At 59.9% G+C, this 13,067-nt stretch carries 8 protein-coding genes; 6 read left to right on the top strand and 2 right to left on the bottom strand.

Annotation, left to right across the window (positions count from 1 at the left end; genetic code table 11):
- Position 1: 1 nt before the first annotated feature.
- Entirely contained in the window at positions 2–1,510 is a 1,509-nt protein-coding gene (mqo, locus tag QWU43_RS02495; RefSeq protein ID WP_370917049.1) for a malate dehydrogenase (quinone), read from the bottom strand.
- Positions 1,511–2,164: 654 nt separating this feature from the next.
- On the opposite strand from mqo, the gene QWU43_RS02490 reads away from it, so the two are divergent.
- The 6 genes from QWU43_RS02490 (at position 2,165) to QWU43_RS02465 (ending at position 11,497) form a co-directional block, all read left to right on the top strand.
- Positions 2,165–4,102 carry a histidine-type phosphatase gene (locus QWU43_RS02490; protein ID WP_370917048.1) on the top strand — a complete coding sequence of 646 codons (1,938 nt, stop codon included), beginning with the start codon at positions 2,165–2,167 and terminating at the stop codon, positions 4,100–4,102.
- A 146-nt stretch (positions 4,103–4,248) separates the two neighbouring features.
- On the top strand, positions 4,249–5,286 hold the full coding sequence (locus tag QWU43_RS02485) for an alpha/beta hydrolase (protein ID WP_370917047.1): 1,038 nt from the start codon (positions 4,249–4,251) through the stop codon (positions 5,284–5,286).
- A gap of 54 nt (positions 5,287–5,340) precedes the next feature.
- A complete protein-coding gene (gene mtr, locus QWU43_RS02480; RefSeq protein ID WP_370917046.1) occupies positions 5,341–6,732 on the top strand; it encodes a mycothione reductase in 1,392 nt (463 codons plus the stop codon).
- Positions 6,733–6,972: 240 nt separating this feature from the next.
- Entirely contained in the window at positions 6,973–8,355 is a 1,383-nt protein-coding gene (locus QWU43_RS02475) for an MFS transporter (protein ID WP_370917045.1), read from the top strand.
- Positions 8,356–8,730: 375 nt separating this feature from the next.
- Positions 8,731–10,374 (top strand): phytoene desaturase family protein, encoded by a 1,644-nt coding sequence (gene crtI, locus QWU43_RS02470; RefSeq protein WP_370917044.1) that lies wholly within the window; start codon positions 8,731–8,733, stop codon positions 10,372–10,374.
- A gap of 358 nt (positions 10,375–10,732) precedes the next feature.
- Complete coding sequence (locus tag QWU43_RS02465; protein ID WP_370917043.1) at positions 10,733–11,497, top strand: hypothetical protein; 765 nt, start codon at positions 10,733–10,735, stop codon at positions 11,495–11,497.
- Between the two features lie 990 nt (positions 11,498–12,487).
- Here the strand turns inward: QWU43_RS02465 and QWU43_RS02460 are convergent.
- On the bottom strand, positions 12,488–13,015 hold the full coding sequence (locus tag QWU43_RS02460) for a hypothetical protein (RefSeq protein WP_370913933.1): 528 nt from the start codon (positions 13,013–13,015) through the stop codon (positions 12,488–12,490).
- Positions 13,016–13,067 lie beyond the last annotated feature (52 nt).

Genomic DNA, 13,067 nt, shown 5'->3' with positions numbered 1-13,067 from the left:
GTCAGTCCTGGCCCTCCAGCTTGAGGATCTTCTGGGTACGCTCCCAGGTTTCACGGAACATCTTCTCGTCCGTCGCAAGTTTAATGCCATAGGTGGGCACCATCTCCTTGATCTTCGGACCCCAGCCGACCATCCGGTCCCCGAAGCAACGCTCGAGCAATTCAAGCATCGCGGCAGGAGCGACGGATGCCCCCGGGGATGCGCCGAGGATACCGGCGATCGAGCCTTCGGCATTGTTGATGAGGGCGGTACCGAATTCCAGGGAACCGAAGCGGGGGCCGGCGACAGGCTTGATGACCTGCACCCGCTGTCCTGCGGTGACCAGTTCCCAGTCCTCGGCGCGGGCACTCGGCATGTATTCACGCAGTGCGTCGAGCCGTGCTTCCTCCTTCTTCATCACCTCGGTAATGAGGTACTTCGTCAGCCCCAACTCCTGGATACCGACTGCGGCCATCGAAAGGACATTGGTCGGACGGAGGGACTTAGCAAGGTCGAACCACGATCCGTGCTTCAGGAATTTCGGGGTCCACCCCGCGTAGGGGCCAAAGAGCAGACCGGTCTTGCCGTCGATCACCCGGGTATCCAGGTGCGGGACGCTCATCGGTGGAGCACCCACAGATGCCTTGCCGTAAACTTTGGCATGATGTTGGGCAATGATGTCCTCATTGGTGCAGCGCAGCCACTCCCCGGAGACGGGGAATCCGCCAAAGCCGCGGATCTCCGGGATCCCGGACTTTTGGAGCAACGGGAGGGCCATTCCACCGGCGCCGACGAACACGAAGTTCGCCCGCACCACACTGACGTCACCCGTGTGGACATTCTTGACCTTGATCTTCCACTTGGCCCCGTCCCGAATGATGTCGGCAACCTCGTGTCCATAACGAATCTCCGTACCCGCTTCCTTGGCGTTGCGAAGAAACTGACGGGTGAGTGCACCATAGTTGATGTCAGTTCCGGACTCAGTCCAGGAAATAGCGACCTTCTCCCTGTCGAAGTCACGCCCTTCCGCCATCAGGGGGAGGAATTCGGAGAATTTCTGTGGGTCGTCGGTGTAGCGCATCTCCGGGAAGAGCGGATGCGCGGACAGCGTTTCATAGCGTTTGCGAAGATACTCAACCTGGTCGTTCCCCTGCGCAAAAGAGACGTGGGGTACCTGGTTGATGAAACCCCTGGCATTGTCGAGCTCGTCGTTCTCCAGGAGATGTGCCCAAAACTGGCGGGAAATCTGGAACTTCTCATTGACGGCTACGGCCTTGGTGATCTCTATCTTGCCCCGGACCTCCGGGGTGTAGTTCAACTCACACAGTGCCGAATGGCCGGTTCCGGCGTTGTTCCAGGGAGATGAGGACTCTTCCGCAGGGCCATCGAGCCGCTCGAACACAAGCTGTGACCACTCTGGTTCGAGCTGCCGGAGCATCGCGCCGAGCGTGGCGGACATGATACCGGCACCGATCAGGCAGACATCGACCTCATCCGTCACATGAACTGCAGAAACCTTGGAGTCAGACACTGTATTCAACCTTCGCTAGTTCTCTGAATTGTGCATTCGTCCCAGTCCCGGGAAACGGGTTCTCTTCATATCCGCCATTTCACCATGACAGCCCCCACCGGTATCTGCGCGCCTCCGGAACGCAAAGTCCGACCGAAACGCAGAATGTGACAGCAAACCGACGGAACCCGCTGGGATATCCCTACCGGCAATTGTCAGCCAAGAGGGCCTTCACCAGCACCGGTACGGCCCGATCAGGGATCCCTGGACTGGCCTATCGCTGTAACACCTTACGCCTCAAGCCCCGGAGCTATCAGCATAAGGGCATCCCCCATGCCCACATTCACACCCGGAAACACCCCCGATGGAAGTTGACTAGAACCCACCACTCCCAAGAACCTCGGATTACCACATCGGCATGCCCCTCACTAGAGACCAGTCACCAAGCAATAAGGAGAGAAACATCCACCCCCATCACCCCCCACGTTCGTGCCTACCCCCGACCACGACAGCACTGCGAGATATCACACCCCCTAGCGTGAACGATTCTTGAAAATTAAGTGAATTTTAGGTGAAAAATGTTCCAAAAAACCCGCTTAGACACATAGGTTTCACATCGAATCGACTCAACTTTTGTCTCAATCACCTCAATTACGAAGAAGGATCCTCACCTTCATGCTTCCATCACGTCTGAAGAAGACAACACACGCTGTCCTCTTGACAGCGGCAGTTACCGTCAGTATCAACCCCCTGCTCGGTTACGCCGCCGCTGACGAACCCCTCGAGCCCCAGTACGGATTCAAGAACCAGTACATCCCCATGGGCACTCCAGAAGATACGACTACCCCTCCCAAGGGGTTCGAGCAGGTGTACACCATGGTGCTCGGACGCCATGGTTCTCGGGGAGCGAGTTCTTCATCCCGATACAAGAGCACGATCAAGTACCTGGAAACAGCACAGAAAACTCCTGGAGCACTGACACCCCTCGGAGAACAGGTGCTCGACCAGATCCGGCAAATCCGGCAAATGACCAAAGACCTCCCAGCCAACAATGACATCACCCCACCGGACGACGGCGGATACGGAACACTCACCAAACTTGGTGCCCACGAGTGGCAGGGCATCGGTCAGCGCAACCATGAGCGCAATAGGGAATTCTACGATCGCATCGCCACGCCCGGCAGTACCGACAAACTCACGTTCCACAGCTCACCGAAGGGACGCTCACAACTTTCCGGTGTGAACTTCGCGATCGGGCTCCACGACAAAGACACTGCACTCGCAGAATCCATGGGATACGACGCTTCTGCACCGGTTCCCATTAACACCGGAGTATTCGCGGAAGACGGAAGCCAGACCCCGCAGTCTAAGCTCATGGTCGAGTACAAGAATACAGACAATCCCGATTATGAAGCTTATAAAGCTTCACAGAATCTGCCAGACGAAAAAGAAGCCAGTGCAGCCGCATACAAGGATCCACAGATCATCGCCGCTGCCCGGGAGATCCTTAGTCATCTCTACTCCCCCGGCTACATCGCAACGCTGGACGACGAGAAAGCCATTTCCCAGGCGCACCAGTTCTACACGGTCAATGGCTACGCCCGACTACTGGCCGCTGAAGCCGAAGCTCCAGTGGATGGATGGGCAACCGAAAAGTACATGACCCCACGGACCGCCCGGGAGATGCGCCACATCTACGACGCCCACGACTTCTACACCTTCGGGCCGGGACGCGAGGGTTCCTCGGATTCCTACCGGATCTATGATCCCCTTGTCCGTTTACTGCTCAAGGACGTCGACGATCGGGCCAACGGCCAGTCAGATATTGCAGCCAACTTCTACTTCACCCACGGAGAAACACTCGGTCCCGTCGAGAGCTACCTCCAGATCCCGCAGGCGAACCACCCGACGCCCCCCGGCAAGTTCTACGACAAGGATAATCCGTGGAACTCATCGGTGACCGTGCCGATGGCCACCAACATCCAGTGGGACGCCTTCCGAAACAGCGCTGGTATCACCCTCGTGCGGATGTTGTTCAACGAGAAGGAGACCCCCTTCGGCCCGAAGTGCCAGCCCATTGCCGATGGCTCCCCCTTCTACACCCTCAAGGAGCTTCAGTCCTGCGTACCTCTGGACTCCACCTCAGATCACTCCGATGCACGACCACTCGCTATATGGGCACCGGACCTAACAACCGAACCTGTCTCCGTGTGCGAAGGTGAAAAGATCGATCCACGGTCCGGGGTAACCGGGCTACCGGAAGATGCAGTCATCAATGTCGTGACACCCGCAGACACCACGAAAACCGGTGAAACACAGCAGACGGTCCAGGTCACGGTTTCAGGTGGCACTCCCAGCGAGCTGATCATCCCGGTAAGCGTCATGAATTGCCCGACAACCACTCCGTCCAACGGTTCATCCTCCGGTACCGGAGAAGTGATGGTCACAGCCGGCTTCCTGACCATACTGGGATCTGTCCTCGCGATCATCACCGCGCTGAATTTACCGATGATCCTGGCCAGTATCGGGGACGTTTCTTCCGGCACCCCCTTCTTGCCCAGCTTCAGTCCCGGAGCACTGGAGTCCCTGATGCATTCCTTGCAGAATCCGTGATCTAAGTTCCCACACAGGACCTGTTGCATTCAGGAAGACACCAGATCGGTATGTAGCCTCCGATGGCGGGCCGCATTCAGCTTCACGTTCGACATCCGGACCCGGTTCTGCTCACTATCTCCGGTCCTCGGGATAGGGTGTTCCACATGAGTGGCCTGCCTTTCTCCGACACATACACGCCCGACATCCTGGGGTCCGGATTCACCCGCCGCACATTGCGGCTGGGTACCGATCCGGAGGGTGACGGTCCAGTGGTGGCAACCCTGATCAGGTATCTTCCCGAGGCATGCCCGGATTTTGATTCCAGGCCCGCAATGATCTTCATCCACGGGATGAGCGACTACTTCTTTCAACGGCATGTCGCTGAACGTTTCCACACGGAGGGCTACGCCATCTACGGCGTGGACCTCCGTAAGTGCGGACGTTCACATCTTCCCGGACAGGCATGGCACGACGTCCGAGATGTGCGTCGTTACTTCGAGGATCTCAATGCGGTCCTCGATGCGGTACGGGAACACCACTCCAGCGTGATCATTCAGGCCCACTCCACCGGTGGACTCATCGCTCCACTCTGGTTGGATCACTTACGCCGCGCCGCAGCGACCGGGGATCCGGTGTCCGCCGCCCGGCACTCCTCAATTCCCGCCGCTGTGTTGAACAGCCCCTGGCTCGACCTGATGTTCCCGGCGCCGCTACACCGCTGGTCCCGTCCCCTGATCAGAGCATTGGGCGACCGCTTCCCGAGGTTCGATCTTCCTGGCGGCCTGGCGTGCTACGGAGAGTCAATTCACGTGGATTACCACGGCGAGTGGAACTTTGACACGAGAATCAAACCCATAGCGGGCCACGCAAAGAACATCGGCTGGTTGGCTGCCATCGTCCGTGCCCAGGACACCATCCATGCGGGGGGTGTGGAATGCGGTGTACCGGTTCTGGTGTTGTGTTCTACGAGGAGCTGGTTAAACAAGCCGTACTCTGCCATGACCGACACCTCGGACGCGGTGCTCAACGTGAAACAGATTCAACAGTGGGCTCCGTCACTCGGTGCACACGTCACCGTGTCGCCGATTGACGGGGCCCGACATGATGTCTGGCTTTCACTGCACCACTCGAGAGAAAGGGCTTTCACTCACACGTTCGAATGGTTAAATACGACGATCCACCAGCAAAACCCACTGTACTGAAACGCCCGAGCACACATTCACTCCCGATACGATGAGGAACAACAGACTCACACCATGACGACTCCCGCCACCAGCACACACTACGATCTCATCATCATTGGAACCGGATCAGGAAACTCAATCCCGGGTCCGGAATTCCAAGACCAGAGAATAGCTATCATCGAGAAGGGACGCTTCGGCGGTACCTGCCTGAACGTCGGCTGCATCCCAACGAAGATGTACGTCTACACCGCCGACATCGCGGAGGAGATCCGTAACGCTGCCACCTACGGCCTGGACGCACAGCTCAATGGAGTGGACTGGTCGTCGATACGCGAGCGCGTCTTCGGACGCCGCATCGACCCCATCGCAGACGGAGGCGAGGCATACCGGCGCGGTGATGAGACCCCGAACATCGACGTCTACGACCGGGCGGCCCGCTTCGTCGAGCCGAAAACCATTGAGACGGGTTCCGGTGACGAGGTGGTGACCATCACCGGCGACACCATCATCATCGCCGCGGGTGCGCGCCCGACTATTCTGCCCACCATCACTGAATCTGGTGTGACGTACTACACCAACGAGAACATCATGCGCCTGGAGGAACTACCGAAAACGATGACGATCCTCGGCGGTGGTTTCATCGCCGTCGAATTCGCGCACGTCTTCGCCTCTCTCGGCGTGGATGTCACCCTAGTCAACCGGTCGAAACAGCTCCTGCGTAAGACCGATGCCGACATCTCGGCCCGCTACACCGAGGTCGCGGGTACCCGTTTCACCCTGCATCTCGGCGTCACCCCGACAGGTGCGACCGAGGACGAGAACGGGGTGACACTGCAACTCGACGACGGAACTCAGGTGACCTCCGAAGTATTGCTCGTCGCAACCGGTCGTACCCCGAACGGGGATCAATTGAATCTCGACGCCGCCGGCATCGAGATGGATGGGCAACGCGTGAAGGTCGATGAGTTCGGTCGCACCACCGCCGACGGCGTCTGGGCACTCGGTGACGTAAGCTCGCTCTACCAGCTCAAGCACGTCGCCAACGCCGAGATGCGCGCAGTGAAGCACAACCTGCTGAACCCGGATGACATGAAGCCGATGCCGCACAAGAACGTTCCCGCGGCCATCTTCACTCATCCACAGATCGCCAGCGTCGGGCTCACCGAGGATGAGGCCCGCGACGCTGGACATGACATCACGGTCAAAATACAGAATTACGGGGACGTCGCCTTCGGCTGGGCGATGGAGGACACCACCGGATTCGCAAAACTCATCGCCGACCGGACGAGTGGCCAACTGCTTGGTGCCCACATCATCGGTCCACAGGCCGCCACACTGATCCAGCAGCTCATCACCGTGATGGCCTTTGGTCTCGATGTCCGCGAGGTCGCCCACGACCAGTACTGGATCCACCCGGCGCTCCCGGAACTCATCGAGAACGCGCTGCTGGGTCTGGAGTTCTAGGCTCATCTCAACGTGCATGGCCAACGCCCACCGGCTCCCGCGATCAGCCGGTGACCGAGTGGGCGTTGTCTTACCCCCGAATGAACGAACCAGGCCGAGGACCGCGACCGTCTCCATCACAGATGGCGATACGTGTGGTGGTCAGCGAGTTCCCACGATAGAACGCGGTAGCATGTTCCATGCTGTTGGTGGGTACTCGGAGTACCTCACGCACCTGAAGTAGCGGTAGGATCGGCCGTCATGCCCAGTAGCGCAACCCGGTCAGATTCCGGTGACTCCCGAGTCAACGGCATCTTCTCACCCACCTATTTCGCCACGACCATCGGTTTGCTCATGGCGATCACCGCCTGCGCTTTCGACAACACAGCCGTCACTGCGGTCATGCCACGTATCACCGAGGAACTGGGGAACACCGATGCCTATTCGCTGGCGTTCTCCATTCCTTTTGCGGTGTCCATCGTGGCAATGGTTGCGGCGGGAATCACCACCGACATCGCAGGGGCCAGGCTGTCGATGCTCACCGGTACCGGAATTTTGACGGCCGGACTTGGACTAGCGGTCATCGCCCCTGATATGACGGTGTTCCTGATATCCCGGGGCATCCAAGGTTTCGGAATCGGCGCGGTGATCGTAGCGATTTACGCGATGATCGCACAAATGTATCCTGCGGCTCTGCGGCCAAGGATCTTCGCGGCATTCGCCGGTGCCTGGGTGATCCCGTCACTCATCGGCCCGGCATTCGCCGGAATCCTCACCGAATCATTGAGCTGGCATTCGGTCTTCCTGTTCACTTTGTTCCTACTCATCATCGCGGCGATCCTGATGCTTCCCGCAATTCGCACGCTCCCGGCCAGACGGGGATCATTGTCGCGTACCGGTATCCGGATGCTGGGCGCGGCTCTGCTCCTCTCGGCTGCGACCGGGATACTGAACTACTCCCCCCACCTCGCACTCGGCACCGGACTGGTCTCATTCATCATCGCGGCACCATTGATCGCGGTGTCCATACAGCCATTGGTTCCCGCTGGAACGTTACGGGGACGCATCGGTGTTCCCCGGTTGATCGCCTCACGGATACTCACCGATATGGTGCTCGGCGCCGAAATCTACGTCCCTCTCTTGCTCGCTCAGGCCTATGGCCTCGGACCTACGCTCACGGGTCTCGGTCTGACGGCCAGTGGCGTCACTTGGTTCATGGGTTCACAGATCCAGGCACATTTCGCAGACGACTGGTCAATGCCCGCTGTCGCCCGGTTTTCCGGTGCCGCGATGGCTACGGGTCTGCTCATCGTGGCAGTGACCGCGGGAGTCGGTGCGCCGTGGCTACTCGCTGTGGCTGGTTGGGGCTTGTCTGCGTTCGGCATCGGTTTCATCTATCCGCGTCTGTCCAGCGAACCGTTTGAACTCAGCACACCGGAACAGAGCGGCTTCATCGGTTCAGCGCTTCAGGTGGCTGGTATCACGGGTATGACACTGTCCATCGCCATCGGCGCCCTGACTCTCGCCCTGTTGAACTCCGTGGATGTACACACCCGGTTCCTCACCACCTTCCTGGTGCTCGCAGGCTCCGTGACTCCCTTCATGTTGTTGTGGAGACCCGCACGGGTCACGCGGGTGCACTGATAGGTGTCCCTCAATGTCGACCTGTATGTCCCGCTGGTGTTTCCTGTCCCCCGCTCGATTACGGGTCTGTGGCTCTGCGACATCGGCCCGGTGTGGATCTTGCCCGAATCACATCCCGCGGCCCGACACCAGGTGGAGGGAGACTCCGACATATCTGGTGTCGGGGTATCTCGCCATCCGGAGGACCGCGCGGTGCACAATTAGTCATTGGAGGACTCCACTCGTCACCACGATGTGTCGGTGGACTTGCTATCGACACCTAACCGGTACCTTCTGAACCCCACCCACCTTCTCACTGGCCCGTCCCGGGGCATCCGGGTGCTCCGGGAGACCACCGTCCGCACCATCGATCCGACACCGAGGAAAAACGAGAACATGACCGAAACCACCGCACCCCGTACGGCCGTCGTCATCGGTGCCGGTGCCGCCGGACTCGCGACCGCCGCACTTCTGGCCCGGGAAGGCCTGAGTGTGACCGTCATCGAGCAGGGCAGTAACACGGGAGGTCGAGCGGGAACCCTCACGGTGGACGAAGCTCCGGGCTTCCGCTGGGACACGGGTCCCAGTTGGTACCTCATGCCCGATGCTTTCGATCACTTCTTTCGCCTCATGGGGACAAGCACAGAGTCGGAACTCAAGTTGATCACCCTCGACCCTGCTTACCGGGTTTACCCGGAGGGGCATGCGCCACTCGATGTTCCCGCGGGTCGCGGCAGAGTCACGGCACTCTTCGAATCCGTCGAGCCCGGCGCCGGGCGGCAACTTGACCGGTATCTCGACTCAGCGGCGGATGCCTACCGCATCGCGGTGGAGAAGTTCCTCTACACCACATTCACGGGCCCCGCCGGATTCATCAACCGTGCGGTGGGGCGTCGGCTGTCGACCCTGGCACTATTGCTGACCACCTCCATGGAGGATTTCGCGCATCGCTATGTCGAGGATGTTCGTCTCCGTCAGATCCTCACCTATCCCGCGGTCTTCCTCTCCTCCCGCCCGGATCAGACTCCGGCGCTCTATCATCTAATGAGCCACACGGACCTGGATCAGGGAGTTCGTTATCCCGTCGGCGGTTTCGCCGCACTCATTGACGCCATCGAGCGGGTCGCCCGCGACGCCGGAGCAGAGATCCGGACCGCGAACAGGGTGCTCCGGATCACCACGACGGATCATCCGGGAGCACCACGTCGGCGGATGCCCGCAGCCTTCGGCCGTGTGCGGCCCACCGTCGCCCGCGCCACCGGAGTACGGGTCCGTACCGCCGACGGCGCAGTCGAAGACATCTCCGCGGACATCGTGGTCAGTTGCGCCGATCTTCACCACACAGAAACTGCCCTGCTGCCTGCCCACCTCCGAAGCTATCCTGAAAAATGGTGGGGTACCCGTAACCCAGGCCCCGGTACCGTCCTGGTGATGCTGGGTGTGCGAGGCACCCTCCCCGAACTGGCCCACCACACCCTCTTGTTCTCTCGCGACTGGGGCGCTGACTTCGATGCTGTCTTCGACGGCTCCTGCACCGACCGAGAATTCCCCGCATCACGGTCGCTGTACATCTCCAAACCATCTGATTCAGACCCCGATGTCGCCCCGGAGGGACACGAGAATCTTTTCATCCTGATTCCGGTACCTGCGGATCCGGGGATCGGGCACGGATCCGCCTACTCGGAGCATCCCTCATCTCTGGTGGAGGCCATCGCCGATGACGCGATCGACCAGATTGCCCGGTGGACGGGGGTGCACGATCTGGCTGAACGGATCGTGGTACGCCGAACTCTCGGACCAGCGGATTTTTCAGCACGCTACAATTCCTGGCGCGGAGGCGGTATCGGTCCCGCTCACACCCTTTCCCAGTCCGCGTTTCTGCGTGGCACCAACGCCAGTCATCTCGTGGAAGGTCTGTACTACGCCGGGGGCACCACGGTCCCCGGCGTCGGTGTGCCGATGTGCCTGATCTCAGCAGAAAACGTACTGAAACGACTACGCGATGATACTTCTCCGTCACAGCTTGCGGAGCCGGTCTGACATTGGGGCGGCCGAATCTTGCGCAACGCCATCATGTTGAATGCGGAGACGAGGGCCGATAGTGATTCCACGGCTACCCTAACCTCCTACTCAGGCAGGAACGGGTAGGGAGAATAGCCGCCGCCACACTGCTCTGTGGAATCCACCACCAGCTTCCCCCTCCGTCCAATGGCTCAGATTCCCACGCCCGGGTTCCCTCGATGGTGATTGTTCGCCCAATTTCCAATTGGGTTCCATCTGGCCCTGTGTCTCCGATTCACCGGTGCCCAGTCGGATGGTGTGTCACGGCGTCGGGATCCGAGTCATTAAGATGAGTGCCGCAACCTGTCCCGGATCACCGATGAAGGCCTGACTCTCCTTGTCTCCTGCACAGCTCCCCTCTCACCATGACGTCCCCGGGGTATCCGCTGCCACCGCATCCATAGCGGCTGCCGTAGCGATCATCCTCGCGGCACTCGGGGTCGGCTACACCAGGAGTAGCATCGGTTACTCTGCTCTGGCCGCACTGACGGTCGCATTCGGAGCGACGAGCGCCATCATTCAGCTATACCTCCCTGGACGTATCACCGTCTTTCGGGGATTGGCCGCCCTGGGCGGCATGGCCCTGCTTATTCTCGGTGTCCTCACTGCCGCCAGCAGAATCATCAACTTGGACGAACTGATGTTGGTGGCAACCCTAGGAGCGGTGTACATCACACCTCCGGCCATCATGTGCTGTCTGATTGGCGGCCTGGGAGAGCTGCCGCGGAAATGGGCTCCGCGGACCGGATTCAGCATTCTCGGTGCCGGGGCAGTGGGATGGGCCGCCCTCGGAGCCGATACCCCGGCGACCCGGTTGCTGGTCATCCTCGCCGCGTTCCTTGCGTTGCTCGGATGCCTCCCCGTACTCTTCGATGCCTATCGACGGCGCAACGACGGCTGGGGGTGGCGCTGGTACGCGGTCACGATCGCCGCAGGAATTCTCGCCACGATCATGATGTACGCCATCACCGTCGCAGCGACTCCGATCACCTGGTGGCCCGCCCGCGCTCCGAGCATCGTTCTGGCATGGGGGTACATTCTGGCTGCCGCGTTACCTGTCATCGCGGGAATCACCTACCGGAGTCCGGGCTACCGGCAATGAGTGCTCCGATTTCCAGCGGTACTGTGCCCGGGTCGGACGCCCGGCTGGGGAGAACAGGTGCTGATCGGGCGCTCCAGGTTGACATACGTGAGGCACACGTGAACACTCTCACTCTGTTCTTTTCGTCTCTTCGGCTCCTGTGCACACCGATGATGCTCTGACAGGAACTTCGGACCGAATGATGACGGTCCTGGATTCACCGTCCGGAAGATCCCCGACAGGCTGGTACAGGGCAGGCTATCTTCGGCCGAGTGGAAGCTGAGCCCGGCTGAGAGATCGTCCTCGATAAAACCCGATGCAGGGAACACGGCTACCTTGGCCTGTACCCGATCCCCTTCCACCATGCGCTCTCTCACGGTGGAGTGGGCGGAACCGTCCTATTGCACCAACACCAAACTCCGTGCCCCGATACCCAGATTTTTCTGTTTTCTTTTGCCGTGATGACGAGGCGACGTGACGCCTGAACGCCTACTGGTGAATGAACCGTATCCATCTCCTTAGCATGTTCCCGGCCATTCACCCACCGCCATCCCCGTTCATAGTCGACCGGACGACCGCATAGCTACCGATATGGCCATGGAAACCTCGTTCAAACATGATGAAGCGATCTACAGGATTTCACCTCCGGATTCCTGCGCACGAACTGCACCTATCTCCGGGGCTCGGCTAGGGCACCGCTTCCCGACCAATCCCGAAGTAGCACCATTCCTTTTTTATATGCGCGGGCAAAAAGAATGGGGTCACACTTCTTGACGACAGATCCATCACATGTCTGGGATCATCCCGCAGAACGGTTCTCCGCGCACAGACAATGATGATAGCCACGATCCAGACACAGATTGCCTCCCACGGCACTGCCACACCGGTGATCTGGCGGCCCGCACACGCCCCGAGCATCGTGTTGGCCTGGGCATACATCGTCGCTGCGGCACTTCCGGTGGTGGCGGGTGTGACATACCGACCGCAACCACCGCACCTGACGATGACCGATTAGTTCAACTGGTCGGCGTTGAGTGTGATCTTCCTGATAGCGCGCCCGTTGATACCGCCAGGAACAGTGACGTCGATCCTCGGATAGCTGGCGACGGCCGTGCACGGACCGTCAGCGACACCCTCGCGGATCCCCTTGACCGCCGCGATACCGACGGTGTCCGGCGTAGTGGTGACCACGCCTCGGACACCGTAGCAGTGACTGTCACCGGAGAGGATCGTCATGCGGATGGTGTCCTTATCGATCACGGTGTAGAAGAAATCGGTCTGATGCTCGGAGTGCATCCCGGTCGCGGCTTCTTCGGTCTCGACGGTGTGCGCATGGAACGGCCAAGCGGAGGAACCGCCGGTGGTGCCGATGATCCCCTGGAGAATCTGCCCGATGAACCACTCCAGGGAGGACTCGGTCGATTGGTTGGCCGACGACCCGGATGACAACGCATCGGCGGATGCGACCGCGGGTGCCGCTCCGAACAGTAGAGCGGCTGAAGCGATCGTGATGGTGAGACGACGATAAAGCGTGCTCATGAAGGCTCTCCAGGTGTGTGGTGCGGGTAGGGTAACACGTTGTATAGCAGTT

The sequence above is a fragment of the Corynebacterium sp. CCM 9204 genome, from assembly GCF_041357695.1.
Lineage (GTDB): Bacteria > Actinomycetota > Actinomycetes > Mycobacteriales > Mycobacteriaceae > Corynebacterium.
The sequence above is the reverse complement of the archived record's forward strand: the minus strand, read 5'-3'. Positions and strand labels throughout refer to the sequence as shown.

Coding starts and splice junctions, on each gene's coding strand:
- QWU43_RS02490 (WP_370917048.1), top strand. CDS start 2,165: ATGCTTCCATCACGTCTGAAGAAGACAACACACGCTGTCCTCTTGACA.
- QWU43_RS02485 (WP_370917047.1), top strand. CDS start 4,249: ATGAGTGGCCTGCCTTTCTCCGACACATACACGCCCGACATCCTGGGG.
- QWU43_RS02460 (WP_370913933.1), bottom strand. CDS start 13,015: ATGAGCACGCTTTATCGTCGTCTCACCATCACGATCGCTTCAGCCGCT.
- QWU43_RS02475 (WP_370917045.1), top strand. CDS start 6,973: ATGCCCAGTAGCGCAACCCGGTCAGATTCCGGTGACTCCCGAGTCAAC.
- mtr (WP_370917046.1), top strand. CDS start 5,341: ATGACGACTCCCGCCACCAGCACACACTACGATCTCATCATCATTGGA.
- crtI (WP_370917044.1), top strand. CDS start 8,731: ATGACCGAAACCACCGCACCCCGTACGGCCGTCGTCATCGGTGCCGGT.